This is a genomic window from Pseudomonas sp. WC1 (assembly GCF_050586565.1).
In the GTDB taxonomy this organism is placed as follows: domain Bacteria; phylum Pseudomonadota; class Gammaproteobacteria; order Pseudomonadales; family Pseudomonadaceae; genus Aquipseudomonas.
Window position 1 is genome coordinate 80,908 of record NZ_JBOBDQ010000014.1, and the last position, 26,538, is coordinate 107,445.

23 protein-coding genes are annotated in these 26,538 nt (G+C 63.6%); 13 read left to right on the forward strand and 10 right to left on the reverse strand.

The genetic code is table 11. From position 1 onward, the window contains the following. Positions 1–128 precede the first annotated feature (128 nt). On the reverse strand, positions 129–2,312 hold the full coding sequence (gene uvrD / locus ACQ4OD_RS09185; RefSeq protein WP_139674790.1) for a DNA helicase II: 2,184 nt from the start codon (positions 2,310–2,312) through the stop codon (positions 129–131). Between the two features lie 253 nt (positions 2,313–2,565). Between uvrD and ACQ4OD_RS09190 the strand changes: the two genes are divergently transcribed. Continuing rightward, positions 2,566–5,424, forward strand: coding sequence for an EAL domain-containing protein (locus tag ACQ4OD_RS09190; protein ID WP_139674793.1), 2,859 nt, complete (start codon positions 2,566–2,568; stop codon positions 5,422–5,424). Here ACQ4OD_RS09190 and zwf read toward each other — a convergent pair. Then, a complete protein-coding gene (zwf, locus tag ACQ4OD_RS09195; protein ID WP_102683416.1) occupies positions 5,421–6,863 on the reverse strand; it encodes a glucose-6-phosphate dehydrogenase in 1,443 nt (480 codons plus the stop codon). The two genes, ACQ4OD_RS09190 and zwf, sit on opposite strands and share 4 nt — an antisense overlap. A gap of 103 nt (positions 6,864–6,966) precedes the next feature. On the opposite strand from zwf, the gene hexR reads away from it, so the two are divergent. Both hexR and ACQ4OD_RS09205 read left to right on the forward strand, forming a co-directional pair. Beyond that, positions 6,967–7,833, forward strand: a complete 867-nt coding sequence (gene hexR, locus ACQ4OD_RS09200; RefSeq protein WP_023630201.1) for a transcriptional regulator HexR — start codon at positions 6,967–6,969, stop codon at positions 7,831–7,833. A gap of 140 nt (positions 7,834–7,973) precedes the next feature. Continuing rightward, positions 7,974–8,192 carry a PA3496 family putative envelope integrity protein gene (locus ACQ4OD_RS09205; protein ID WP_081941302.1) on the forward strand — a complete coding sequence of 73 codons (219 nt, stop codon included), beginning with the start codon at positions 7,974–7,976 and terminating at the stop codon, positions 8,190–8,192. Here the strand turns inward: ACQ4OD_RS09205 and ACQ4OD_RS09210 are convergent. Then, a complete protein-coding gene (locus ACQ4OD_RS09210) occupies positions 8,134–9,096 on the reverse strand; it encodes a LysR family transcriptional regulator (RefSeq protein WP_046857620.1) in 963 nt (320 codons plus the stop codon). The genes ACQ4OD_RS09205 and ACQ4OD_RS09210 overlap by 59 nt on opposite strands. Before the next feature lie 189 nt (positions 9,097–9,285). On the opposite strand from ACQ4OD_RS09210, the gene ACQ4OD_RS09215 reads away from it, so the two are divergent. The 4 genes from ACQ4OD_RS09215 to ACQ4OD_RS09230 all read left to right on the forward strand — a co-directional run bounded on the left by ACQ4OD_RS09215 (position 9,286) and on the right by ACQ4OD_RS09230 (position 14,337). Beyond that, complete coding sequence (locus tag ACQ4OD_RS09215) at positions 9,286–10,701, forward strand: acetyl-CoA carboxylase biotin carboxylase subunit (RefSeq protein WP_023630199.1); 1,416 nt, start codon at positions 9,286–9,288, stop codon at positions 10,699–10,701. Between the two features lie 11 nt (positions 10,702–10,712). Continuing rightward, entirely contained in the window at positions 10,713–12,521 is a 1,809-nt protein-coding gene (gene oadA, locus ACQ4OD_RS09220) for a sodium-extruding oxaloacetate decarboxylase subunit alpha (protein WP_102685427.1), read from the forward strand. Between the two features lie 215 nt (positions 12,522–12,736). Next, positions 12,737–14,062, forward strand: a complete 1,326-nt coding sequence (locus ACQ4OD_RS09225; protein WP_430944193.1) for a type II toxin-antitoxin system HipA family toxin — start codon at positions 12,737–12,739, stop codon at positions 14,060–14,062. Beyond that, entirely contained in the window at positions 14,059–14,337 is a 279-nt protein-coding gene (locus ACQ4OD_RS09230; RefSeq protein ID WP_102685425.1) for a helix-turn-helix domain-containing protein, read from the forward strand. Before ACQ4OD_RS09225 ends, ACQ4OD_RS09230 begins: the two co-directional genes overlap by 4 nt. A gap of 60 nt (positions 14,338–14,397) precedes the next feature. Here ACQ4OD_RS09230 and ACQ4OD_RS09235 read toward each other — a convergent pair whose 3' ends face one another. Genes ACQ4OD_RS09235 through ACQ4OD_RS09245 form a run of 3 tightly spaced genes read right to left on the reverse strand, consistent with a single transcriptional unit; the run spans position 14,398 to position 16,165 of the window. Next, complete coding sequence (locus ACQ4OD_RS09235) at positions 14,398–15,069, reverse strand: GNAT family N-acetyltransferase (protein WP_139674799.1); 672 nt, start codon at positions 15,067–15,069, stop codon at positions 14,398–14,400. 7 nt (positions 15,070–15,076) lie between these two features. Further along, positions 15,077–15,523 carry a GNAT family N-acetyltransferase gene (locus ACQ4OD_RS09240; protein ID WP_139674802.1) on the reverse strand — a complete coding sequence of 149 codons (447 nt, stop codon included), beginning with the start codon at positions 15,521–15,523 and terminating at the stop codon, positions 15,077–15,079. 12 nt (positions 15,524–15,535) lie between these two features. Continuing rightward, positions 15,536–16,165, reverse strand: a complete 630-nt coding sequence (locus tag ACQ4OD_RS09245; RefSeq protein ID WP_139674805.1) for an FMN-binding negative transcriptional regulator — start codon at positions 16,163–16,165, stop codon at positions 15,536–15,538. Positions 16,166–16,255: 90 nt separating this feature from the next. Here ACQ4OD_RS09245 and ACQ4OD_RS09250 point away from each other — a divergent pair, with 90 nt between their 5' ends. Beyond that, positions 16,256–17,785 carry a PLP-dependent aminotransferase family protein gene (locus ACQ4OD_RS09250; RefSeq protein WP_139674808.1) on the forward strand — a complete coding sequence of 510 codons (1,530 nt, stop codon included), beginning with the start codon at positions 16,256–16,258 and terminating at the stop codon, positions 17,783–17,785. Positions 17,786–17,895: 110 nt separating this feature from the next. Here ACQ4OD_RS09250 and ACQ4OD_RS09255 read toward each other — a convergent pair whose 3' ends face one another. The 4 genes from ACQ4OD_RS09255 to aspA form a co-directional block, all read right to left on the reverse strand. Then, complete coding sequence (locus tag ACQ4OD_RS09255) at positions 17,896–18,999, reverse strand: extracellular solute-binding protein (protein WP_139674811.1); 1,104 nt, start codon at positions 18,997–18,999, stop codon at positions 17,896–17,898. A 2-nt stretch (positions 19,000–19,001) separates the two neighbouring features. Then, a complete protein-coding gene (locus tag ACQ4OD_RS09260; RefSeq protein WP_139674814.1) occupies positions 19,002–20,042 on the reverse strand; it encodes a histone deacetylase family protein in 1,041 nt (346 codons plus the stop codon). 113 nt (positions 20,043–20,155) lie between these two features. Continuing rightward, positions 20,156–21,148 carry an AraC family transcriptional regulator gene (locus ACQ4OD_RS09265; RefSeq protein WP_430944194.1) on the reverse strand — a complete coding sequence of 331 codons (993 nt, stop codon included), beginning with the start codon at positions 21,146–21,148 and terminating at the stop codon, positions 20,156–20,158. A gap of 167 nt (positions 21,149–21,315) precedes the next feature. Beyond that, positions 21,316–22,740: an aspartate ammonia-lyase gene (aspA, locus tag ACQ4OD_RS09270; RefSeq protein WP_031314847.1), complete on the reverse strand. Its 1,425-nt coding sequence runs from the start codon at positions 22,738–22,740 to the stop codon at positions 21,316–21,318. 181 nt (positions 22,741–22,921) lie between these two features. Between aspA and ACQ4OD_RS09275 the strand changes: the two genes are divergently transcribed. The 5 genes from ACQ4OD_RS09275 (at position 22,922) to ACQ4OD_RS09295 (ending at position 26,534) form a co-directional block, all read left to right on the forward strand. After that, positions 22,922–23,851 carry a LysR substrate-binding domain-containing protein gene (locus ACQ4OD_RS09275; protein ID WP_023629864.1) on the forward strand — a complete coding sequence of 310 codons (930 nt, stop codon included), beginning with the start codon at positions 22,922–22,924 and terminating at the stop codon, positions 23,849–23,851. A 172-nt stretch (positions 23,852–24,023) separates the two neighbouring features. Continuing rightward, entirely contained in the window at positions 24,024–24,515 is a 492-nt protein-coding gene (purE, locus tag ACQ4OD_RS09280; RefSeq protein WP_031314848.1) for a 5-(carboxyamino)imidazole ribonucleotide mutase, read from the forward strand. 11 nt (positions 24,516–24,526) lie between these two features. Further along, positions 24,527–25,609, forward strand: a complete 1,083-nt coding sequence (locus ACQ4OD_RS09285; protein ID WP_046857612.1) for a 5-(carboxyamino)imidazole ribonucleotide synthase — start codon at positions 24,527–24,529, stop codon at positions 25,607–25,609. 96 nt (positions 25,610–25,705) lie between these two features. Then, positions 25,706–25,951, forward strand: a complete 246-nt coding sequence (locus ACQ4OD_RS09290; RefSeq protein ID WP_023629866.1) for a GlsB/YeaQ/YmgE family stress response membrane protein — start codon at positions 25,706–25,708, stop codon at positions 25,949–25,951. 49 nt (positions 25,952–26,000) lie between these two features. Continuing rightward, on the forward strand, positions 26,001–26,534 hold the full coding sequence (locus ACQ4OD_RS09295) for a DUF3299 domain-containing protein (RefSeq protein ID WP_173862461.1): 534 nt from the start codon (positions 26,001–26,003) through the stop codon (positions 26,532–26,534). Positions 26,535–26,538: the final 4 nt, after the last annotated feature.

Consider the following 26,538-nt stretch of genomic DNA (forward strand, 5'->3'; position numbering starts at 1 on the left):
CGCGTCATGGTGCACATGAACCGGCAGACATAGCCAGCGACAACATGTTTCGAGCTTTTGCCTGATAGTCGGGAATGCGGACGGGCGTTGTATGAAAGGTCATCGCGGGGCAAGCCCCGCGATTGGGCTCAGATGGCTTCCAGCTTGGCGTATCCAAGCATCAGCCATTTGCTGCCTTCGGAGAAGTTCACCTGCACCCGCGCCTGGGCACCGGAGCCCTCGAAGTTGAGGATCACGCCTTCGCCGAACACCGCATGCTGCACCCGCTGGCCAAGGCTGAAGGCGGTCTGCGGGATGCTGGCGTTGGCGAACAGGCTGCTCGCGGGCGTCTTGGCGCCGCCGAACGGGCGGCTGACGGTATTCGACAGGCGCACTTCCTGCACCAGCCCGGCCGGAATCTCCCGGACGAAACGCGACACCTTGTTGTAGGTTTCGCTGCCGTACAGGCGACGGGTTTCGGCGTAGGTCATGAACAGCTGGCGCATGGCCCGGGTGATGCCCACGTAGGCCAGGCGCCGTTCTTCTTCGAGGCGGCCGGGTTCTTCGAGGCTCATCTTGTGCGGGAACAGGCCTTCCTCCATGCCCACCAGGAACACGTAGGGGAACTCCAGGCCCTTGGCGCTGTGCAGGGTCATCAGCTGGATGCTGTCCTCGTGCTCGTCGGCCTGGGTGTCCCCGGCCTCCAGCGAGGCATGGCCGAGGAACGCCGACAGTGGCGACAGGTCGGCGTCGTCGTCGCTGGTCTCGAAGTTGCGCGCCGCGCTGACCAGTTCCTCAAGGTTTTCCACCCGGGCCTGGCCTTTCTCGCCCTTTTCTTCCTGGTGGTAGATGATCAGGCCGGACTGTTCGATGACGGTCTGGGTCATCAGGTGCAGTGGCATGTCCAGCACCTTGGCGGCGAGGTTCTCGAGCAGCTCGATGAAGGCACCCAGCGCACTGGCGGCGCGGCCCTTGAGGGCCTTGGCAGCCAGCAGCTGGCACATGGCGTCCCACATCGACAGCTGGCTGTGGCGGGCGTGTTCGCGGATGGCCTCGACGGTCTTCTCGCCGATGCCGCGTGGCGGCACGTTGATCACCCGCTCCAGCGCCGCGTCGTTGCCGCGGCCCTCGAGCAGACGCAGGTAGGCCATGGCGTTCTTGATCTCGGCGCGTTCGAAGAAGCGCTGGCCGCCATAGATGCGGTAGGGAATGCGTTCGCGCAGCAGGGCCTCTTCCAGCACCCGCGACTGGGCGTTGGAACGGTAGAGGATGGCGATCTCGTCGCGAGCGTTGCCCTGCTTGATGAGACTTTCGATGGTCTCTACCACGTAGCGCGCTTCGTCGTGCTCGTTGTACGCAGCGTAGAGCGTTAGGGGTTCGCCCTCGCCCATGTCGGTCCACAGTTCCTTGCCCAGACGGCCGCTATTGTTGGCGATCAGGGCGTTGGCCGCCTTGAGGATGCCGCCGGTGGAACGGTAGTTCTGCTCCAGTCGGATCAACTCGGCGTCGGGGAAGTCGGCGGTGTATTGGTGGATGTTCTCGATCTTGGCGCCACGCCAGCCGTAGATCGACTGATCGTCGTCACCCACCGCCATCAGACTGTCGCCACCGGAGGCCAGCAGGCGCAGCCAGGCGTACTGCACGGCGTTGGTGTCCTGGAACTCGTCCACCAGCAGGTGGCGGAAGCGGCGCTGGTAATGCCTGAGCAGGTCCGGTTGGTCGCGCCACAGGTCGAGGGCGCGCAGCAGCAGTTCGGAGAAATCGATGACCCCGGCGCGGTCGCAAGCCTGTTCATAGGCGACATAGATGTCGCGCATGGTGGCCAGGAACAGGTCGCCGCTGGCCTGGATATGTCGCGGGCGCAGGCCCTCGTCCTTCTGGCCATTGATGAACCACTGCACCTGGCGCGCGGGCCATTTCTGCTCGTCCAGGCCCATTTCGCGGATCACCCGCTTGACCAGGCGCTGCTGGTCGTCGCTGTCGAGGATCTGGAAGTTCTGCGCCAGCCCTGCCTCCTGCCAGTGCGCCCGCAACAGCCGGTGGGCCAGGCCGTGGAACGTGCCGACCCACATCCCGGCCGGATTGATGCCCAGCAGTTGCTCGATACGCTGGCGCATTTCCGCCGCGGCCTTGTTGGTGAACGTCACCGACAGGATCGAGTGCGGCGAAGCCTGTTCGACCTGGATCAGCCAGGCGATACGGTGCACCAGCACGCGGGTCTTGCCCGAGCCGGCGCCGGCCAGCACCAGTTGGCGCCCGACGGAGGCCGCCACGGCCTGGCGCTGGGCGTCGTTGAGGGAGTTCAGCAGGAGGGAGAGGTCGTCATTATGCATGCGGGCATTCTATGGCCGCGCGCAGGCAGGGGCAAACGCCCGCGCTGCAAATCACCGCACAGGCCATCTACCGTTCATCGGCGCTGCTGGCAGCGCCCCGTGGTTGAGCGGTCAGACCTGGACGGACAAGACATTTTCCAAATCATGACGTAGAGCAGTTTGGTCTGACGCGACGCTTGTGTATTCTCCCTGCACATTTGTGGTCAGCCATAACAAGAACTCAAAAGAATCCAGCCATATGACCCAGGATTGCATGGCGATCGGAGCATCGCCGGAGACGACACGGAGCGTTCGCAGGCAATTCGCCACCCAACTGTCGATCGAGCGTACTCGCCTGCTTTACCAGGGCTCTCTGCTGCCCACGTTGTTCATGCTGCTCAACGGCCTGCTCAGCGCCTGGCTGCTGTGGGGCCCTGGGCGCTATCTGCTGGTTGGCGTGTGGATGGCCTGGCTGCTGGCACTGGTGGTGCTGAGGGTGATCCAGGTGGCGGCCTTCGAATCGGCGACACCGGTTCGTCAGGCCAAACCAGTCTGGCGGCGGATGTTCCTGCTCGGTTCTGCGTTCAGCGGCCTGACCTTGGCCAGTGCGGTGATAGCCCTGGCGCCAGCGGACAACTTCGTGCAGCAGGCCTGGGTGTTCGGCTTGCTCGGGGCGGCGGCGTTGTCGGCCAGTGTCGCCTACGCGGTCAGCCTGCCGGCGTTCCTCAGCTTCGCGGTGCCGTGCCTGCTGCCGCCCATCGCGTTTCTCTTCGTCTATGACGCCGGGCACCAGCGTGGCTGGGGGTGGCTGGGGCTGATCCTGCTGGTGGCACTGATGGTGGTGGCCTGGCAGGTCAATCGCCTGATTGAGCGTGGCTTGCTGCGTCGCTTCCAGAACCAGGCCCTGATCGAACATCTGCAGTGCGCCCAGCGCCACAGCGAGGGGCTGAACCGCAAGCTCAGCGCCGAAATCGCCCAGCGCCGCCAGGCCGAGGACGACCTGCGCCAGGCCCATGCCGGCCTTGAACAGCGCGTGGCCGAGCGCAGCCATGAACTGGACCTGGCCAACCAGGCCCTGAGCAAGAGCGAGCAGCGCTTGGCCCTGGCCCTGCAGGCCAGCGAGCTGGGGCTGTGGGATTGGAACCTGGAGACTGACGAGGTCCATCACACGCAACTGCATGCCCTGTTCGGCCTCGACGCCGAGCAGGTCCGTTCGGTGCGCGCCGACCTCAAGCCGCGGCTGCACCCCGATGACCTGCCGCTGCTGCGGCGCACGCTGGTCGAACACCTCAAGGGGCGCACCGAGGACTACCGGGTCGAGTACCGGGTGCGCCATGCCCAGGGCCACTGGTGCTGGATCGAGGACCGTGGGCGGGCGGTGGAATCCGATGCCCAGGGCAAGGTCCTGCGCATGCTGGGCACCCGTCGTGATATCACCGTACAGAAGGAGCAGGAGGAGCAGCAACGTCTGGCCGCGACGGTGTTCGAGGCAGCCAGCGAGGGGATCGCCATTCTCGATGCCGACTTCCAGCTGCTGGCGGTCAACCAGGCCTTCTGCGATGTCACTGGCTATGGCCGCGCCGAGCTGATAGGCCGCAACGCCCTGGAGCTGCCCTGCAGCCGTGACGCCCGGCGCCACAGCCAGGCCATTGATCAGGCGCTGGACCAGCAGGGCCGCTGGCAGGGTGAGTTGGTCGAGGCGCGCAAGAGCGGCGAACTCTACCCCCAATGGTTGCAGCTCAACAGCGTGAGCGATGTGCGGGGGCGCATCGTCAATATCGTCGGCTTCTTCACCGACCTGTCGGCGCGCCGAGAATCGGAGGAGCGCCTGCGCTACCTGGCACATTACGACGACCTCACCGGCCTGGCCAACCGTGCGTTGTTCCGCCTGCGCCTGCACGAGGCGGCGCAGCGCATGCGCCTGAATGGCCGCAGCCTGGCGCTGCTGCACGTCGACCTGGACCGCTTCAAGCTGCTCAACGAGAGCCTGGGCCATGAACTGGCCGACCAGTTGCTCAAGAAGATGGCCCAGCGCCTGGCCAACGCGGTGCCTGAGGCCGACACCGTGGCGCGCCTGTCTGGCGACGAGTTCGCGGTGCTGTTCGACGGCTATACCAACTTATCCAGCCTGGTGCGTGTCACCACCCGGCTGCTGGACAAACTGCGCGTGCCCCTGCGTGTGGGCGGGCACGAGGTGGTGATCAGCGCCTCGGTGGGCATCAGCTTGCTGTCCGACGCCAGCCTGGATCTCAATGCCCTGGTCAGCCAGGCCGACATGGCCAAGCAGCATGCCAAGCATCTGGGCGGCGACAGCTTCCAGTTCTATACCGAGAGCCTGCGTGCCAGCACCTTGGAGCGCCTGCAACTGGAGAACCAGTTGCGCAAGGCCATCGACGAAGGCCAACTGCTGGTCTACTACCAGCCCAAGCTGTGCCTGCGCACCGGCCAGCTGCACGCCGCCGAGGCCCTGGTACGCTGGCAGCACCCGCAATGGGGCATGGTGCCACCCAGCGAGTTCATCGGTCTGGCGGAGGAAACCGGGTTGATCGCGCCCATGGGCGAGTTCGTGCTGCGCCAGGCCTGCTGGCAAGCCTGCGAGTGGCTGCGCCAGGGCCTGGAAGTGCGTGTTTCGGTCAACCTGTCGGTGTACCAGTTGCGCCAGGGCAAGCTGGTCAGCCTGGTGCGTCAGGTACTGCAGGAGTCCGGCCTGGCGCCGCACCTGCTGGAGCTGGAACTGACCGAAAGCCAGTTGCTGGACAGTGTCGAGCACATCATCGCCACCTTCGAGCAGCTACACGCGCTGGGGGTGAAGCTGGCCATCGACGATTTTGGTACCGGTTATTCGTCACTGAGCTACCTCAAGCGTTTCCCGGTCGATTACGTGAAGATCGACCAGGCGTTTATCCGCGGCCTGCTCGAAGGCACGCAGGACGCGGCCATCACCCGGGCGATCATTGCCATGGCGCAGAGCCTGCAATTGAAGGTGGTGGCCGAAGGGGTGGAAACTCGTGAGCAGCTGCAGTTCCTGCGCGAGCACGGCTGTGACGAGGTGCAGGGCTACCTGATCAGCCGGCCGGTCGATGCCGCGTCGTTCAAGGCGCTGCTGGGGCGTTCGACCGCCGACCTGGGCTAGGCGTGCCAGGCCTGGCCCAGGCGCGCCAGCAGGCTGTTGGCCTGTTCCGGGCCATTGCTGCCGGCGGGGTAAGGGCGCGGCGCCTGGAAATGCTCCTCCCAGCCCTGCAGGATCGGGTCGATCCAGGCCCAGGCGGCTTCGACCTCGTCGCGGCGCATGAACAACGTCGAATCGCCTTCGAGTACATCCAGCAACAGCCGTTCGTAGGCCTCCCAACGGCGGGTCTGGGCGAAGGCCTGGGCCAGGTTGAGGTCCAGCTCGACCGGCGCCAGGCGCATGCCCTTGCCTGGGCTCTTGGTCATCATGCGCAGGCTGATGTGCTCGTCCGGTTGTAGCTGGATCAGCAGCTGGTTGACCTGGCCGCCGCTGAACAGCTCGTGCGGCACGGGTTTGAACTGGATGACGATCTGCGAGGAGCGCCGCGCCATGCGCTTGCCGGTACGCAGGTAGAACGGCACGCCGGCCCAGCGCCAGTTGTCGATGTGCGCCTGGACCGCGACGAAGGTTTCGGTGTCGCTGTCGTTGTCCACGTCCTTCTCGAAATAGTAGGCCGGCACTTCCTGGCCGCCGATCTTGCCGGCGCCGTACTGACCCCGCACGGTCTTGTCCTGTACGTCCTGGCCGGTGATGGGCTTGAGGGCGCGGAGGATCTTCACCTTCTCGTCGCGTACCGCCTCGGCCTCGAACTCCGAGGGGGGCTCCATGGCCACCAGGCAGAGCAGTTGCAGCAGGTGGTTCTGCAGCATGTCGCGGGTGGCGCCGGCACGGTCGTAGTAGGCGCCACGGTTTTCCACACCGAGGGTTTCACAGACGCTGATCTGCACATGGTCGACCTGGCCGTTGCGCCATACCGGCTCGAGCAAGGCGTTGGCAAAGCGCAGGGCCATGAGGTTCTGCACGGTTTCCTTGCCCAGGTAGTGGTCGATGCGAAAGACCTGGGATTCGTCGAACACCGCGCCGATCGCTTCGTTGATCGCGGTGGCCGACTCCAGCGAGTGGCCGATGGGCTTTTCCAGCACGATGCGCGCTTCGCTGTCGGCCAGGCCGGCGATGCGCAGGTGAGTGGCAATCGGCACGAACAGCTTGGGCGCGGTGGCCAGGTAGAAGATCCGCGTCAGGCCGCCGGGCTCACCCAGGTAGCGGGCCAGGCGGCCGAAGTCGGCGCTCTGCGCCGCGTCCATGGGGAAGTAGTCGAGCCGCGCCGAAAAGCGCTGCCAGACGTCTTCGTCGAAGTCCTGGCGGGCGACCTGCGCCCGGCAATGGCGCTCGGCGAGCTTGACGTAGTCGGTGCGCGGCAGGTTGCGTCGGGCCAGGGCGATAATCCGCACGGCCGTGTGCAGGCGGGCTTCGCGATACAGGTGGTAGAGCGCCGGGAGCAGTTTGTGCAGGGCCAGGTCGCCCGTGCCGCCGAAGACCAGGATGTCGCAAGGAATCGTCAAACCACCACTCTCCACGTTCGATTAGCTGGGCGGGTTGGCAAGCATGTAGTATAACTACAAGAAAGCTACATCCCGGCACGCCGATCATAACCGAGTCCAGCCCGTGAATCTGTTGCAACATATCGACCAATCGCGGCACCTGCTGCGCAAATCGGAACTCAAAGTGGCCGACCATGTGCTGCTCGATCCGGCTGCCGTCATGCACAGCTCGATGGCCGACCTGGCGCACAGCGTGGGGATCAGCGAACCGACCATCGTGCGCTTCTGCCGGGCGATCGGTTGCTCGGGCTTCCAGGATCTCAAGCTCAAGCTGGCGCAAAGCCTGGCTGCCGGCGCCAGCTTCGGTCAGTTCGCCATCCATGAAGACGACTCGGTCGCCGACTACAGCCTGAAAATCTTCGACACCACCCTGCATACCTTGATGGAAGTGCGCGAGCACCTCGACCCGCAAGCCTTGCAGCAGGCGGTGACGGCCATGGCCCAGGCCCAGCGCGTGGAGTTCTATGGTTTTGGTGCTTCGGGCGCGGTCGCGGCGGATGCGCAGCACAAGTTCTTCCGCCTGCTGCTCAGCGCGGCGGCCTATTCCGATCCGCACATGCAGGCAATGTCGGCTGTCACGCTCAAGCCGGGCGATGTGGCGGTGTGCATTTCCCAGTCGGGGCGCTCGAAGGACCTGCTGATCACCGCCAACCTGGTGCGCGAGAGCGGTGCCAACCTGATCACCCTGTGCCCGAGCCAGACACCGCTGGCCGAGCTGTCGACGGTCAACCTGGCCATCGACGTGCACGAGGACACCGAGATCTACACGCCGCTGACCTCGCGCATCGCCCACCTGGTGGTGATCGACGTGCTGGCCATGGGCGTGGCCATGGCCCGCGGGCCGAGCCTGGTCAACCACCTGAAGAGCGTGAAACGCAGCTTGCGCAGCCTGCGCCTGTCGCCCAAGTCGATCAAGGCGACTGACGACTGACCTGCACGCTGTTCGTATATGCGACTGGCGTGGGAGCGGGCTTCTCCTCAAGCTTCACGGTTTTGTCATCGTTTCACCGTTAAACCGTAAACCCCAAGGCCCACCCTGAAACTCCCCGCATCCTTTCTGGGAGACAGGCAATGGCACGTGATCACGACGGTGTGTACCAACCCAACGCCAAGGCTCGCAAGCAGCAGGAAAAGGATCAGCGCCGCATGGAGTACCGCCGCGCGATCGAATGCTACTGCGACCAACGCCAGTTGCTGCGCGAACTGGCCGACTACCCTGACCTGCAGGACCTCACGGTGTGGCAGGTATCGGCGGCAACTTCCCCGAGAAACGCTCAACAAGCCCGCTGATCATTGCACGTTCGCTGCGGATGAACGCTTGAAACGCCAGGGCCACCGGCGATTGCCGCTTGCTCCGGGACTGCACCAGGCACCAGCTGCGGTACAACGGCAGTTCTTCCACCGGCAACTCCCTGAGCATGCCGGTGGCCAGCTCCATGTTGACCGCATGACGGGTCAGCAGGGCAATGCCCAGCCCGGCCACCACGCATTCGCGCTGGGCATCGGTGGAGGCCACCTCGAGGGTCTGGGTGAAATGCACGCGCTTGTCCTTGAAAAACTCCTCGCAGGCCTTGCGGGTGCCCGAACCCTGTTCACGGACCAGCAAGGTGTGCGGCTCGAGATCCTGCAGGCGCAGGCTGTCCGGCTTGCACAACGGGTGTTGCGGCGGTGCCACGGCGACGATCGGGTTGTTCAGGAACGGCAGGAACTCGAGGCCCATGTCCTGGGGCACCATGGACATGATGACCAGGTCGTCACGGTTGTCCGACAGGCGCCTGATCGCCTGGGCACGGTTGACCACCGTCAGGGTGAGGTTGACCTCCGGGTGGCGCTGCTTGAAGGCGGCGAACAGGTGTGGCACGAAGTACTTGGCGCTGGACTCGATCGCCAGTTTCAGCTGGCCCTGCAGTGAGCCCTGCATGTCCGACAGCTGCATGTCGAGGTTCTCCAGGCGCCCGAAGATATCCCGGCTGGCGCGTTGCAGCGCTTCGGCGGCCTCGGTTAGGTAGAGCTTCTTGCCGACATACTCGAACAGCGGCTGGCCAACCAGCTCCTCGAGCTGGCGGATCTGTAGACTAACGGCGGGTTGCGTCAGCGCCATCTCCTCGGCCGCCCGGCTGTAGGAGCGCAAATCACACACTTCGTTGAAGATCTGCAACTGACGTAAAGTCATACGCATCAATGACTTGCGCATTTTTTGCGGTGCTCCGGCAAAACCTTGTTACCCAACTATAAGCTTTTGCTTATGCTGCCTCTAACAAATATTGATTTTTGTTTATCGACCGTCAGCGCTAGGGTGAATATGCGACTGGCCAGCGACGTCTGGTCACGCGCCGACCGGTAGAACCGGATCGTCTGTTCCTACGGCTTTGGGAAGACTCCAGTGATAACAAAAATCCTGATCGCCAACCGGGGTGAGATTGCAGTACGGATCGTGCGTGCCTGCGCCGAGATGGGCATTCGCTCCGTGGCGATCTACTCCGACGCCGACCGCCACGCCTTGCACGTCAAGCGCGCCGACGAGGCCTACAGCATCGGTGCCGAGCCCCTGGCCGGCTACCTGAACCCGCGCAAGCTGGTGAACCTTGCTGTCGAGACCGGCTGCGATGCCTTGCATCCCGGCTACGGTTTCCTGTCGGAAAACGCCGAACTGGCGGAGATCTGCGCTGAACGCGGGATCAAGTTCATCGGCCCGGCCGCCGATGTCATTCGCCGCATGGGTGACAAGACCGAAGCGCGCCGCACCATGATCGCGGCCGGCGTGCCGGTCACCCCCGGCACCGAAGGCAACGTCGCCGATATTCATGAAGCCTTGCAGGAAGGCGATCGCATCGGTTACCCGGTGATGCTCAAGGCCACCTCCGGTGGCGGCGGGCGCGGGATTCGCCGCTGCAACAGCCGCGAGGAACTGGAACAGAACTTCCCCCGGGTGATTTCCGAGGCCACCAAGGCCTTCGGCTCGGCGGAAGTGTTCCTGGAAAAGTGCATCGTCAACCCCAAGCACATCGAGGCGCAGATTCTCGGTGACAGCTTCGGCAACGTGGTGCACCTGTTCGAGCGCGACTGCTCAATCCAGCGCCGCAACCAGAAACTCATCGAGATCGCCCCGAGCCCGCAACTGACCCCTGAGCAGCGTGCCTACATCGGCGACCTGGCCGTGCGCGCGGCCAAGGCGGTGGACTACGAGAACGCCGGTACCGTGGAGTTCCTGCTCGCTGATGGCGAGGTGTACTTCATGGAGATGAACACCCGGGTGCAGGTGGAACACACCATCACCGAGGAAATCACCGGCATCGACATCGTTCGCGAGCAGATCCGCATCGCCTCCGGTCTGCCGCTGTCGATCAAGCAGGAAGATATCCAGCACCGCGGCTTTGCCTTGCAGTTTCGCATCAACGCCGAGGACCCGAAGAACAACTTCCTGCCCAGCTTCGGCAAGATCACCCGCTACTACGCCCCGGGCGGCCCGGGTGTGCGTACCGACACGGCGATCTACACCGGCTACACCATTCCCCCGTTCTACGACTCCATGTGCCTGAAACTGGTGGTCTGGGCGTTGACCTGGGAAGAAGCCATGGACCGCGGCCTGCGGGCCCTGGACGACATGCGCCTGCAGGGGGTCAAGACCACTGCCGCGTACTACCAGGAAATCCTGCGCAACCCGGAATTCCGTAGCGGCCAGTTCAACACCAGCTTCGTCGAAAGCCACCCTGAACTGACCAACTACTCGATCAAGCGCAAACCCGAAGAGCTGGCCCTGGCCATCGCCGCCGCCATCGCCGCCCACGCAGGCCTGTGAGGAACCGAATAATGTCCAAGAAAATCTTTGTTACCGACACGATCCTGCGTGACGCCCACCAGTCCCTGCTGGCCACCCGCATGCGCACCGAAGACATGCTGCCGATCTGCGACAAGCTCGACAAGGTCGGCTACTGGTCGCTGGAGGTCTGGGGCGGCGCCACCTTCGACGCCTGCGTGCGCTTCCTCAAGGAAGACCCGTGGGAGCGCCTGCGCAAGCTGCGTGCCGCGCTGCCCAACACCCGTCTGCAGATGCTCCTGCGTGGGCAGAACCTGCTGGGCTACCGCCATTACAGTGACGACGTGGTCAAGGCCTTCGTGGCCAAGGCTGCGGTCAATGGCATCGACGTGTTCCGCATCTTCGACGCCATGAATGACGTGCGTAACTTGCGCGTGGCCATCGAGGCGGTGAAAGCCGCTGGCAAGCACGCCCAGGGCACCATCGCCTACACCACCAGCCCGGTGCATACCGTCGATGCCTTCGTGCAGCAGGCCAAGCAGATGGAAGCCATGGGTTGCGACTCGGTGGCGATCAAGGACATGGCTGGCCTGTTGACCCCGTTCGCCACCGGCGAGTTGGTCAAGGCACTTAAAGCCGAGCAGTCATTGCCGGTGTTCATCCACTCCCACGACACCGCTGGTCTGGCCGCGATGTGCCAGCTCAAGGCCGTCGAGAACGGCGTCGACCATATCGACACCGCGATCTCCAGCTTCGCCTGGGGCACCAGCCACCCGGGCACCGAGTCGATGGTCGCCGCGCTCAAGGGCAGCGAGTTCGACACCGGCCTGGACCTCGAGCTGCTGCAGGAGATCGGCCTGTACTTCTACGCCGTGCGCAAGAAGTACCACCAGTTCGAAAGCGAGTTCACCGCCGTGGACACCCGCGTGCAGGTCAATCAGGTACCGGGCGGGATGATTTCCAACCTGGCCAACCAGCTCAAGGAGCAGGGCGCGCTCAACCGCATGAACGAGGTGCTGGCGGAGATCCCGCGGGTGCGTGAAGACCTTGGCTTCCCGCCGCTGGTGACCCCGACCTCGCAGATCGTTGGCACCCAGGCGTTCTTCAACGTGCTGGCCGGCGAGCGCTACAAGACCATCACCAATGAAGTGAAGCTGTACCTGCAAGGCGGCTACGGCAAAGCCCCCGGTGTGGTCAACGAGCAATTGCGCCGTCAGGCGATCGGCAGCGAGGACGTGATCGACGTGCGCCCGGCCGACCTGCTCAAGCCGGAGATGGCCAAGCTGCGCGCCGACATCGGCAGCCTCGCGCACTCCGAGGAGGACGTGCTGACCTTCGCCATGTTCCCCGACATCGGCCGCAAGTTCCTCGAGGAGCGTGAAGCCGGCACCCTCAAGCCAGAAGCCTTGCTGCCGATTCCGGAAGCCGGCGCGGTGGGGGCGGTGGGCGGTGAAGGCGTGCCGACCGAGTTCGTCATCGATGTCCACGGTGAAACCTACCGCGTCGACATCACCGGTGTCGGCGTGAAGGCCGAAGGCAAGCGCCACTTCTACCTGTCCATCGACGGCATGCCGGAAGAAGTGGTGTTCGAGCCGCTCAACGAATTCGTCGGCGGTGGCGGCAGCAAGCGCAAGCAGGCCAGCGCGCCGGGCCACGTCAGCACCAGCATGCCGGGCAACATCGTCGATGTGCTGGTCAAGGAAGGCGACGTGGTCAAGGCCGGCCAGGCGGTGCTGATCACCGAGGCGATGAAGATGGAGACCGAAGTGCAGGCGGCGATCGCCGGCAAGGTCGTGGCCATCCACGTGGCCAAGGGCGACCGGGTGACCCCGGGCGAAATCCTGATCGAGATTGAAGGCTGACAGAAGCCTTCATCTACAAGCGGTTAACCTCTGGGGAGCGGATGCTCCCCTTTTTTTGTCATTCAATCTGCACTATTTTGCAGAATTAGATGTGTGGTTTTATAGTTTATGCATTTTAATGCAGATTATTTATTGAGTTTCTGTAAAAATCTGCACTAAGCTGCATATCGAATGAATGGTTGACCCGTTCACATGCAGTCAATCACAGGCGGCCCATGCACAGACTTACGCTCCAGCTCCATGTCTACGGCAAGTGGCAGGACGCCCTGGCAATGACCTTCGCACAGCCGGAGCACAGCCTCGCCAGCCCTTGCGAGTTTGGCTACCTGTCCGACTACGTCAGGGCGAATCCAGATGGCTATGACAGCCTATTCTGCCAAGCGGCGAGTGCAAGGCTGCCGGTGGATTTTGGCAGCCATCGCCTGCCCCACGCCCCTGCATTCCTTTACGACATCGCCCCTGCCGGTGCCGCCAAACGCTTCCTGCTCAAGCATATTGGCCGCGAGAGGCCGGCTGGCATGGGAGAAGACCTGTTTCTGCTTGCGCGCTCCACCCCTGCGCCGATTGGTAACCTGCGTATCAAGGAGTCCTTCGAGCAACTGGATCTGGCAAACCCCATCGGTTTTACCCGCGAGGATGTCGTTTCCCGGGATCAGCGCTTTCTCGAGTACGCCTATGAGCAGGGAGCGGCCATTGGCGGTGCGACCGGTGCTGGCGGTGAAGCGCCGAAGCTGTTGATGACAGAGGACGAAAGCGGGCAGTTGTACCCGGATGCCGTGCTTGCCGACGAGCACGCCCGCCGTCACTGGTTCATCAAGTTCGCCAGAAACCAGGCACTGGTTGATGACCAGGAGATTCTGCGAGCCGAGCACCTCTACTACAAAGCCTTGCAGCGTTTAGGTATTGATACGGTAGCCAGTGAACACATGGCGTTGGAGGAGGGCCACAAGCCCAGCCTCTGGATGGAGCGCTTCGATCGTCAGGTGTCCGCAGAGGGAGTGCAGCGCCTAGCTGTGGAGTCGGTCTACTCGCTGTGCGGTATAACCGAGCCCGGCAGCCGCATGGGCCACCTGGAGGTGATCGATACCCTTGTTGCGCTATGGCGTGAGGCCGGGCAGTCGGATCAGGTGCCTGGGCTGATTACGGATTATCTGCGCCGAGACCTGATCAACAAGATCCTGGGCAACGCCGACAACCATGGACGCAATACTGCCATCATCCGCACCCGCGATGCGGTGCGTATGGCGCCAATCTATGACCTTGCGCCGATGGTGATGGATCAGGAGGGGGTAACACGGACAACCAAATGGCCAGCGACGATCGAGCGGGCTGGTGAAATCGACTGGTTGTCGGTGTGCAACGCCCTTGCTACGTTCATTGACCCGGAGCAGGCGTACCAGCGTTTGCGCGAGGATGCCCGCCAGTTGCTGGCATTGCCCGATATCCTGAGCGAACTGGGATTGGCAAGCCGGGTCATGAGTCACCCGGCTATTGCGCTGGGCAAGCTTGAGCGGCGGATAGCCGAGTGGGGGTTGGCATGACGGTATCCATTGATGCTCGCGGGTTGTTGATCGACGGTGTGCGTGAAGGCATCGCCGACGGCAGCCTGGAGCTTGGTGCAGCGGTCAGGCGGCTGCGTACGGAAGTGGCGAAGATGCAGCAGACCCAGTTTGCGCGGATGTGCAAGATTTCGGTCCGCACATTGATCCAGATCGAACAGGGGGAGGGCAACCCTACGCTCAAATCGCTGAATGCGGTATTCAAGCCGTTCGGTCTGCAGATGGGCGTGGTCACGCGTCGACGTCAGATCAGATGATGGCCTTGTGGGACAAGTCTGCTCCCACGCATTACCGTGGGAGCCTGCCCCGCGATGAGATCAGCCCAGGCGACAGGCCTCCAGCGTCCTCACCTGACCTTCAGGTTGTTGGTTATCCACGCTCAACCAGCGCTCGAACCCCGCCGCCACCGCCGGCCATTCGGCGTCGGTAATCGAATACCAGGTCGTATCCCGGTTGCGGTCCTTGACCACCATGTGGTTGCGGAACACGCCCTCGAACACAAAACCGAAGCGCTCGGCCGCGCGCTTGGAGCGGGCATTGGCGTCGTTGCACTTCCATTCCAGCCGGCGATTGCCCAGCTCGAAGCCCAGCTTGCTCAAAAGGTAAACCGCCTCGGTGCCCTTGGGTGTGCGTTGCATGGCGGCGCCGAAGGCGATGTGGCCAATCTCGAAGCGGCCCTGTTCGGGGACGATCGACATGTAGCTGAGGATGCCCTGAACCTGGCCGTTGGCGCGGTCGATCACACTGTAGAACAGCGGGTCGCGGCTGGCGGCGTTGCCTTCCAGCCAGCGGTCGAAGCTGGCGCGCTCAGCAAACGGGCCGTAGGGCAGGTAGTCCCATAGCGCTGGGTCCGAGCCCGGACCTTGCAGTACTTCCCAAAGGTCGTTGCCATGGCGCGCCGGGTCAAGCTTCTCCAAACGGATGAAACGGCCTTCGATGGGCTCGGCCTTGGGCGTACCGGCGGGTTTCCAGTTCAATGCGTCGTTCATGTGCGGCCTACAGTGCTTTGCGGAATTGGATGAAGCCCGGGCGCTCGGCGACCTGCTCGTACAAGCTGATGGCGGTGGCGTTGGTCTCGTGGGTCAGCCAGTGCACCTTGATGCAGCCGGCGGCCTTGGCCGTGGCGTAGACATGCTCGATGAGCTGCCGGCCGATGCCCAGGCCACGTACTTCACTGTCCACGTAGAGGTCCTGCAAGTAGCAGGAGTTCTCGATGCTCCAGTTGGAACGATGGTAGATGAAGTTGACCATCCCCACCGCCTTGCCATCGACCCAGGCCAACGCCGAGTGAGTCGGCTCGTTCGCATTGAGCAGGCGTTGCCAGGTGCTGGTGTTGACTGCGTCGGGTAGTTCGGTCTGGTAGAAGCGCAGATAGGCCTGCCACAAGGGCAGCCAGGCGGCATGGTCTTCGGCGCGAACCGGGCGCAGAGTGATGGCTGTCATGGGGTTTTTCCTTCAGAGGTCGCGCATGTGCGCGGCGAGTTGGTTATCCACAGGGTCGGCGCTGGCGGCCAGGCCTTCGCGGACCCCGGCGATATCTTGCGCCGAACGGTTCTGACTGAGCTTGCGTGCGCCCTGCAGGCGGGCGATCGGCAGGCGGATACCGACGATGGCGCGGAGCATGCCGTCAAGGTAGTCAGCCGGAGCATCGGCGACGTTCCACGGTGCTGCGCGGCCTTGCTCATGGCGGTCGGTCAGGCGGCTGACGATGTCCAGCAATTGTGTCGGCTCGTGGATCACCTCCACCGGGCCCCAGGCATGCACCGCCATATAGTTCCAGGTGGGCACCACCTTGGGGTTGTCGGCCTTGCTCGGGTAGTAGCCGGGGCTGACATAGGCGTCGGCGCCGGGGAATACCAGCAAGGCTTCAGCGCCTTGTGCCAGGTCCTGCCATTGCTGGTTGGCCCGGGCGAGGTGGCCGTAGACCGTGCCGAATTCGCCCTCGCCGGTGGCGACCAGCACGGGCAGATGGGTGGCCAGCAGCCCGTGCTCACCGTGGCTGATCAGCGTTGCCAGGCGGGTGTGCTGCATGTGCTGGTGCAGGCGGCCAAGGTCATGTTCCTGATGCGGTTTGCTGTTGTACATGCCGGTGTTCCTTGTGCTGTGGCTTCATCCTAGGCAGGCTAATGGTTCGGTGTAAGAGCCATTCATGACTGTTTTCATAGGTCCAATGCCATGAGCGAACGTACCTACGCGTTGCCTTTCGATCCGGCCGGGATCGTCCTGGATCGCCGTCGCGGGCTCAGCCAGCAGCTCTACCAGGCCTTGCGCGCGCGCGTGCTGGATGGGCGCCTGGAAGGCGGAGCACGGCTGCCTGCCACCCGTGACCTCGCGGCGGTGCTGGCGTTGTCGCGCAATAGCGTGGTGCGTGCCTATGACCAGTTGTATGCCGAGGGCTTCATCGAAAGCCGGGTAGGCGATGGCACCTATGTAAGCCGCCTGGGAAAACTATCCACACAACTGTCCACAGGGTTATCCCGGTGGTTATCAACAGACTTATCCACATTTGAAGCGCCTGATACTGAGGATTTATCCAGTTTCGCAGGGCGTAGTGAGCCATTGCTGCGTCTGGAAAAGCACCATTTGCCGCCGCCCAAAGGCGACGCGCCGAGGGCTTTCAGGGTTGGTCTGCCAGCGTTCGACCTGTTTCCTTTCGAGGTCTGGGCCAAGCTGCAAGCGGGTTTCTGGCGAAATCCCGATCCGGCGCAGCTCGGTTATGGCGACCCGGCAGGGGAGCTGCCGTTGCGTGAATTGATCGCCACCTATCTGCGTCGGTCGCGAGGGCTTTCCTGCAGTGCTGAACAAATTGTGATCACCAGTGGTGCGCAGCAGGCGATCAGCCTTTGTGCACAGTTGCTGTTGCAGCCTGGTGACGGGGTGGCTGTGGAAAACCCGGGCTACCGCGCTGCCGGGCACGCCTTCGCCCTGGCGGGGGCAAGGGTCAGGGGCGTGCCGGTAGATGAAGAGGGCATGGACTGTGCGCGCCTGGCCGAGCTGCCGGATTGCAGGCTGGCTTACGTGACCCCGGCTCACCAGTACCCTACCGGTGTGACCATGAGCCTGGCCCGGCGCCTGGCGTTGCTGGCCTGGGCCGAGCGCCAGGACGGCTGGGTCGTCGAGGACGATTACGATGGCGAGTACCGCTACAGCGGTGCGCCTTTGGCGCCGCTGGCGGCACTGGATCGGCAGGGCCGGGTGCTGTACGTGGGAACGTTCGGCAAGATCGCCTTTCCGGCTTTGCGGCTGGGTTACCTGGTGCTGCCCAGGCGCCTGGTGCGGGCATTCAGCCAGGCCAAGGCGCTGTCGGTGCGTCACTCGGAAGTCGGCACGCAATGTGTCATGGCGCAGTTCATGGCCCAAGGGCATTTCCAGCGACATATCCGCCGTATGCGCCGGGCGGCGTTGGCCCGCAGGAATGTGCTGAAGGCCGGTTGGCCGGTGGAGGTACCGGGGCTGGGGGCAATGCCGGACGTCGCAGCAGGGCTGCATGTGAAGGTAGCTGTGGATAACTTGGCGCGGGAGCAGGAGCTGGTTGCGCGGGCGGAGGCGGTGGGGGTGGAGGTCACTCCGCTGAGCAGCTACTGGCTGGAGGACAGCGCGGAGCCTGCGGATGCGAGGGCAGGGCTGGTACTGGGATTCGCGGCAGTGCCAGAAGGGGAGATTGCGCAGGCTTTGATGCGCCTGCGCAAGGCCTGGCGAGATTGAATGGGGGCGCTCTGCGACCCATCGCCGGCAAGCCGGCTCCCACAGGAATTGCACATTTCTTTGTGGGAGCCGGCTTGCCGGCGATGGGCTGCAGAGCAGCCCCAAAAACATCAGGTGCCGGACTTGATCTTGGTCCAGGCACGCGTCCGTGCCCGCTCGGCATCCCGTGGCAACGGCTTGAGCGTGTACAACTTGGCCATTGCCTCCGCCGTCGGGTACAGGTTTGGATTGTTGCGGATCGCCGGGCTGACCTTGTCGGTCGCATCCTTGTTCGGGTTCGGGTAGCCGACGAAGTCGCTGATCGGCGCGATCACTTCTGGTCGCAACAGGTAGTTGATGAATGTGTGGGCATCTTCAGGGTTGGCCGCGTTCTTGGGGATCGCCAGCATGTCGAACCAGATCGGTGCGCCTTCCTTGGGCAGGCGCATGTCCACCACCACGCCGTTCTTCGCTTCGCGAGCCCGATTCGCGGCCTGGGAGAAGCTGCCCGAGTAGCCCACCGCCACACAGATATCACCATTGGCGATGTCGGCCATGTACTTGGACGAGTGGAAGTAGGTTACATACGGGCGGATCTTCAGCAGCAGATCCTGGGCTTTTTGATAGTCGGCCGGCTTGCCGCTGTTAGGGTCCAGCCCCAGGTACGACAGCGCCAGCGGCAGGATCTCCGACGGCGAATCAAGTAGTGCCACGCCGCACTGCTTGAGCTTGGCGATGTTCTCTTCCTTGAAGATCAGGTCCCAGCTGTCCACCGGTGCGTCGTCGCCGAGCACGGCCTTGACTTTGTCTGGGTTGAAGCCGATCAGCACCGTGCCGTACATGTAAGGCACGGCAAACTTGTTGCCGGGGTCGTTGGCTTCGATCAGTTTCATCAGTGCCGGGTCCAGATGCTGCCAGTTGGGCAGCTTGCCGCGGTCAAGGGGCTGGAAAACCCCAGCCTCGATCTGCTTGGCGAGGAACACGTTGGACGGCACCACCACGTCATAGCCGGAGTTGCCGGTAAGCAGCTTGGCTTCCAGTGCTTCGTTGGTGTCGAAGATGTCGTAGATCAGCTTGACCCCGCTGTCCTTCTGGAAGTCGACCAGGGTTTGCGGGGTGATGTAGTCGAACCAGTTGTACACCCGCAGGGTGCTCTGTTCGGCGTGTGCCTGGAGTGCGCCGGCGAACAGGCCGGTGGCGATGAGCGGGGCGAGCAGACATTTGAGTCGGGTCATGTTCACGCTCCTGGCTGGGCCTGCTGGAAGCCTTCCAGCACATTGACCGCGTTGATGCCGATTTCCTCCACAGCGTAGCCGCCTTCCATCACGAACAAGGTCGGCTTGCCCAGCTGGGCGATGCGCTTGCCCATCGCCAGGTAGTCGGGACTGTCGAGCTTGAACTGGGAGATGGGGTCGTCCTTGAAGGTATCCACGCCAAGGGAGATCACCAGCACATCGGCACTGAAGGCGGCGATACGCTGGCAGGCGTCTTCCAAGGCTGCGCTCCAGGCTGCCCAGTCGCTGCCGGCAGGCAGCGGGTAGTTGATGTTGCAGCCCTCGCCGGCACCTTCGCCGGTCTCGTCGGCGTAGCCGAGGAAGAACGGGAACTCGTCCTGCGGGTCGCCGTGGATCGAGGCGAAGAACACGTCGTTGCGGGTGTAGAAAATGTCCTGCGTACCGTTGCCGTGGTGATAGTCGACGTCGAGGATGGCTACCTTGCGCCGGCCTTGGTCGATGAAGGCCTGGGCGGCAATGGCTGCGTTGTTGAGGTAGCAGTAACCCCCCATCACTTCGCCTGCGGCGTGGTGCCCTGGCGGCCGGCACAGGGCGAAGGCGGCATGGGCGCCTTGCTGGATCGCAGCCTGGGCGGTCAGGGCGACCTGGGCGGCGCTGTAGGCGGCCTGCCAGGTGCCGGCGGTGATCGGTGCGCCGGCGTCGAAGCTGTAGTAACCGAGCTCGCCGTGCAGGCCGCTGGGTTTGACCTGGCGCAGGGTGCGCGCTGGCCAGGTGAACGGCAGCAGGTCACCTTCCTGGCCAAGCGCGGCCCAACGGTCCCAGGCACTTTCGAAGAAATCCAGGTAGTCGGCACTGTGGATGCGCTGCAGCGGTGCGCGGCCAAAGTCGACGGGGCCCTGCACGGGCCCGAGGTTGCGCTGCTTGACGCGCTCCAGGACGTGGTCGGCGCGCGACGGCATTTCGAAACAGGGCATCAGCTTGCCGTCGATGAGCTCGCAGCGGCCATGGTGCAGGCGGTGGTCATCGGAATAGATCGTCAGCACGTTGTTGTTCTCCGTATTCACTGGCGTGGAGCCATTTTTACGGACTGCCCGGTACTGGAGAACGTCGCAAACGGCCAAAAGGGGATCGATGTGGCCAAGCCGTCCGCAACCGGTCAACCGCGAAAATGGCTGGGCGCCACGCCGCTCCAGCGCTGGAAGGCATGCCGGAAGCTCGTGGTCTCGCTGAACCCCAATGTTTCGGCAATGCGGTAGATCGGCATCTGGTCCTCGGCCAGCAACTGCTTGGCCCGCTCGAAGCGCAGTTCGTCGAGGAGCTGTTGATAACTGCTGCCCAGCGCCTGCAAATGCCGGCGCAGTGTGCGCGACGAGCAGTTCATCTGCCGTGCCAAACCTTCCAGCCCAGGCGCGGCATCCAGTTGCCGCAGCAGCAGCTGGCGGATCCGCCCCAGCCACGCTTGGCGGCCGGTGAACTCCAGGTTGAGGCGTCGGCAGCGTTCGCCCATGGCCTTGTGGGTGATCGGGTCGGCCAGGGGCAAGGGCATGTCCAGCCAGCGTCGTTCGAAGGCGAAGGCATTGTCGCTGGCGTCGAAGCCGAGCGGGCACTGGAATGCAGGTTCATAGAGCGCGTGATAGCTCGGGCGCGGGTGTTCGAAGCGGGCCGCCAGCAACGGTAGCTGGCGGCCGAGCAGGTCGTCGCAGATCACTTTCAGCGACAGCAGGCAGAATTCGGCATTGAAGGCGGCCAGCCCAGGCGCGTCGTAATGGTCGCTGGCGCTGAGCCACACGCGCTGGCCATCGTCCACCAGGCGTAGCTGGAAAACTGTTCCCAGCAGTGCCGGAAAGGTTAGCGCCAGGCGCAGGGCGTCACCCAAAGTGGCACTGGAGAGCAGGGCGTAACCGAGCATGCCGTAGCACGACACATGCATGCGCCGGCCTAGTTCCAGGCCGATGTCCTGGCGCCTGGACACGGCGTTGGCGCAGACCTGCAGTTCCTGCTGGGTGGTGATGCGCGCATCGGCGTGGCCCAGGTCTGCGGGGCCTATGCCGCTGCCGGCGAGCATATGCTGCGCGTCCACGCCGTCTTCCTGGAACACCTGGAGGATCAGCGAAACGGCGTTGAGGGTGGTGAGGTGGCTGTGCAGCATGCTCGGCATCCCGTTGAGCTGGGGAGCATTACCGAGCAAGTTGTGTGCCGTTTAGCAGGTGCCTGTTCCGTGCATAAAAAAAGGGCCCGTAGCATGCGCTCGGGCCCTTGAAAGGTTGAGAGGTGTCTAGTCCCTCGACCTGGTGAGACTGTTTGCAGCGGTCTGGGTTACGCCTTCAGCGGAACCAGACGGGGAGCGATCATGTTTTCCGGACGCAGGATGTCGTTGAGCATCTCTTCGTCCAGCAGCTTCTCTTCGCGCACCAGTTCCAGCACGCCGCGGCCGGTTTCCAAGGCAACGCGGGCGATACGGGTGGCGTTTTCGTAGCCGATGTACGGGTTCAGGGCGGTGACCAGGCCGATCGAGTGCTCGACCAGTTCACGGCAGCGCTGTTCGTTGGCGGTGATGCCGACGATGCAGTGCTCGCGCAGCATGTCCATGGCGCGTTGCAGCAGGCGGATCGAGTCGAAGATCTTGTAGGCGATCAGCGGCTCCATCACGTTCAGCTGCAGTTGGCCACCTTCGGCGGCGACGGTCAGGGCCAGGTCGTTGCCCATGATGGCGAAGGCGACTTGGTTGACGGCCTCAGGGATAACCGGGTTGACCTTGCCTGGCATGATCGAGCTGCCTGGCTGGCGCGCCGGCAGGTTGATCTCGTTGATGCCGGTGCGTGGGCCGCTGGACAGCAGGCGCAGGTCGTTGCAGATCTTCGACAGCTTGACCGCGGTGCGCTTGAGCATGCCGGAGAACAGCACGAAGGCGCCCATGTCGGAGGTGGCTTCGATCAAGTCGGCAGCCGGCACCAGCGGCTGGCCGCTGATGATAGCCAGGCGCTGTACGGCCAGCATCTGGTAGCCCGGGTCGGCGTTGATGCCGGTACCGATGGCGGTGCCGCCCAGGTTGATTTCGGTCAGCAGTTCCGGAGCCAGCGAGCGCAGGCGCTGCAGGTCTTCGGTCATGGTAGTGGCGAAGGCGCGGAATTCCTGGCCCAGGGTCATCGGCACGGCGTCCTGCAGCTGGGTACGGCCCATCTTCAGTACGTGGTCGAACTCTTTACCTTTGGCAGCGAAGGCCTGGATCAGGCTGTCGAGGCTGGCCAGCAGGGCGTCGTGGCCCAGCAGCAGACCCAGACGGATCGCGGTCGGGTAGGCGTCGTTGGTCGACTGCGCCATGTTCACATCGTTGTTCGGGTGCAGGTACTGGTACTCACCCTTCTGGTGACCCATGGCCTCCAGCGCGATGTTGGCGATGACTTCGTTGGCGTTCATGTTGGTGGAAGTACCAGCACCGCCTTGAATCATGTCCACCACGAACTGCTCGTGGTAGTCGCCTTTGATCAGTCGTGCGCAGGCTGCGCTGATCGCGGCGTGCTTGGCATCGCTCAGGTGCCCCAGCTCACGGTTGGCGTCAGCAGCTGCCTGCTTGACCATCGCCAGGCCGACTACCAGTTTCGGGTAGTGCGACAGCGGAACACCGGAGAGGTGGAAGTTGTTGGCAGCGCGCAGAGTCTGGATGCCGTAGTAGGCATCGGCAGGGACTTCAAGGGTACCAAGCAGATCTTTTTCGACGCGGAACGATGCAGCGGAGGACATGATGGATATCATCTCGATTTTGACCCGGCACCTGCCGGAATGGCGCCAATGCTAGGGCTGCCCAGATTTTGCGGCCAATGCTGTTGCACGCTAACCTATGCGCAAACGGCATACGGTTTGATGTGACGCCGATTGACAATCGAGCGTGTTCCATTTTGGTGCACGCAGTGCGGAGTAGTCGATGAACCTCGAAAGCAAATGGCTGGAGGACTTCAGTGCCCTGGCCTCGACCCGCAGTTTCTCGCAAGCGGCCGAGCGCCGGTTCGTTACCCAGCCGGCGTTCAGCCGACGCATACGCAGCCTGGAAGCGGCGCTTGGGTTGACCTTGGTGAATCGTTCCCGCACGCCCATCGAGCTGACCGAGGCCGGGCAGCTGTTTCTCGTCACCGCGCGCACCGTTGTCGACCAGTTGAGCGAAGTTCTTCGCCATTTACATCACCTGGAAGGCGGCCAGGGCGAGGTGATCCAGGTCTCGGCCGCGCACTCCTTGGCATCGGGCTTTTTCCCGCGCTGGGTGGCGCAATTGCGCAACGATGGCCTGAACATCGCCACGCGCCTGGTCGCCACCAACGTCGGTGATGCGGTGCATGCATTACGCGAAGGCGGCTGCGACCTGATGCTGGCGTTCTACGACCCGGACGCGGCGTTGCAGATGGACGCCGAGATCTTCCCGTCGCTGCATATGGGCAATACCGAAATGCTCCCGGTGTGTGCCGTGGGCCCCGACGGCAAGCCGCTGTTCGACCTGGAGGGGGAGGCCAGCGTGCCGTTGCTGGCCTACAGCGCCGGCGCTTTCCTCGGCCGGTCGGTCAACTTGCTGCTGCGCCAGCGCAACCTGCGCTATACCACTGTCTATGAAACGGCCATGGCCGACAGTCTCAAGAGCATGGCGCTCGAAGGCATGGGCATCGCCTGGGTCCCGAAACTGTCGATGCGCGGTGAACTGGAGCGTGGCGAGCTGGCGATCTGCGGTGGCAGCCAGTGGCATGTGCCGCTGGAAATCCGCCTGTATCGCTGTGCCTTGGTGCGCAAGGCCAACGTGCGCTTGCTGTGGCGCAAGCTGGAGGGTGGTTCAGTTGACCCGAAAGTCAGCCAAACCCCCGAAAAATAAGGCCGACAGTTGGTCGCCGGGGGTGCCGTGATTGCCTCGCGTTACGCTATACTGCGCGGCCCCTCGACCGGATAGATTCCGGTCATGATCAGCAAACAAGCCACGCCGGTCGTCCCGCGTGGCTTGTTGTTTTTTGACGCGCCTGCGGGCGCACAAGCGAAGAGGCTCGACGATGAGTGCACTGGTTGGCGTGATCATGGGCTCCAAGTCCGATTGGTCCACCCTTAGCCACACCGCCGATATGCTGGAAAAACTCGGCATTCCCTACGAAGTGAAGGTGGTTTCCGCCCACCGCACCCCGGACCTGCTGTTCCAGTACGCCGATGAGGCCGAAGGCCGCGGCATCGAAGTGATCATCGCCGGTGCCGGTGGCGCCGCCCACCTGCCGGGCATGTGCGCCGCCAAGACCCACCTGCCGGTGCTCGGTGTGCCGGTGCAGTCGTCGATGCTCTCGGGTGTCGATTCGCTGCTGTCGATCGTGCAGATGCCTGCTGGTGTCCCGGTCGCCACCCTGGCCATCGGCAAGGCCGGCGCGATCAATGCAGCCTTGCTGTCGGCGAGCATCCTCGGGGCCAAGCACCCGCAGTTCCACGCGGCGCTCAAGCAGTTCCGCACCGAGCAGACCGACACCGTGCTGGACAATCCAGATCCGCGTCAGGCTTGAGGCTGAAACCCATGAAGATCGGTGTAATCGGTGGTGGCCAGCTGGGCCGCATGCTGGCCCTGGCGGGGACTCCGCTGGGCATGAACTTCGCTTTCCTCGACCCGGCACCGGACGCCTGCGCCGCGCCGCTGGGCGAGCACCTGCGTGCCGACTACGGTGACCAGGACCATCTGCGCCAGCTGGCCGACGAAGTCGACCTGGTGACCTTTGAGTTCGAAAGCGTGCCGGCCGAGACCGTCGCCTTCCTCTCGCAGTTCGTCCCGGTCTATCCGAGCGCCGAGGCCCTGCGCATCGCCCGTGACCGCCTGTTCGAGAAGAGCATGTTCCGCGACCTGGGTATTCCCACCCCGGCCTTCGCCGACATCCTCTCGCAAGCGGACCTTGATGCCGCCGTGGCCAGCATCGGCCTGCCGGCCGTGCTCAAGACCCGCACCCTGGGTTACGACGGCAAGGGCCAGAAGGTCCTGCGCAAGCCCGAAGACGTGGTCGACACTTTCGCCGAACTGGGCAGCGTGCCGTGCCTGCTGGAAGGCTTCGTGCCGTTTACCGGCGAAGTGTCGCTGGTGGCCGTGCGCGCCCGCGACGGCGAAACCCGCTTCTACCCGCTGGTGCACAACACCCACGACAGCGGCATCCTGCGCCTGTCGGTGGCCAGCGAGGCGCACCCGTTGCAGGCCCTGGCCGAAGACTACGTCGGCCGCGTGCTGCAGAAACTCGACTACGTCGGCGTCATGGCCTTCGAGTTCTTCGAAGTCGACGGTGGCCTGAAGGCCAACGAAATCGCCCCGCGTGTGCACAACTCCGGGCACTGGACCATCGAAGGCAGCGAGTGCAGCCAGTTTGAGAACCACCTGCGCGCCGTGGCCGGCCTGCCGCTGGGCTCGACCGCGAAGGTCGGCGAAAGCGCCATGCTCAACTTCATCGGCGAAGTGCCGGCGGTGGACAAGGTGGTCGCCATTGATGACTGCCACCTGCACCACTACGGCAAGGCATTCAAGGTCGGGCGCAAGGTCGGCCACGCCACCCTGCGCTGCCAGGACATGGCCACCCTCAAGGCCAAGATTGCCGAAGTAGAGGCGTTGATCGCCGGCTGATCGAACTTCTGCCGGGCAATGCCGCTCTGAGATGGCAGCATGCCAAAGCGCTGACTAGGCTTTGGCATGTTTCATGTTCATCACAGAGGGATTGCCATGGGCATCATTGGAACCATCTTCATCGGCCTGATCGTCGGCCTGCTGGCGCGTTTCCTGAAACCGGGTGACGACAGCATGGGCTGGATCATGACCATTCTCCTCGGCATCGCCGGTTCCCTGGCCGCCACCTACGGCGGACAAGCCCTGGGCATCTACCAGGCCGGGCAGGCCGCGGGCTTCTTCGGGGCCCTGGTCGGCGCGATCATCCTGCTGGTGATCTACGGCTTCATCAAGAAACGCTGAATTCCCGCTAGAATGCCCGGCAATTCATCCTGAGTTGCCGAGCATTTTCATGCGTGCGTTATTCCTCATTCCCCTGTTGCTGGCCAGCGCCCTGGCCCATGCCGAACTGCCCGAGACCGACTGGCTGGAGCTGATGCCCAAGTCGGACCAGAAGGCGCTCGAGCAGATGCCCGAGATCGACCACAACTCCCCGGAAGCCCTGGGCACCTTCACCGCCAAGGGTGGGCTGAAGCAGAGCAAAGGCCTGCCGGCGGTGATGTACTCGACCAAGACCGTGGCCGCCATGAACGGCAGGCAGATCCGCCTGGGGGGGTATCCGGTGCCGCTGGAGAGCGATGCCAAAGGCAACAGCACGCTGTTTTTCCTGGTGCCGTACCCAGGGGCGTGCATCCATGTACCGCCGCCGCCACCGAACCAGCTGGTGCTGGTGCGGTATCCGAAAGGGTTGAAGATCGACGACATTTACACGCCGCTGTGGGTGACCGGCACCTTGAAGGTGGAGAAAGTCAGCAATGACCTGGCGGATGCGGCGTATGCGTTGGAGGCGGGGAAGGTGAGGGTGGTGGAAGACGCGGATCTGTAAGGTA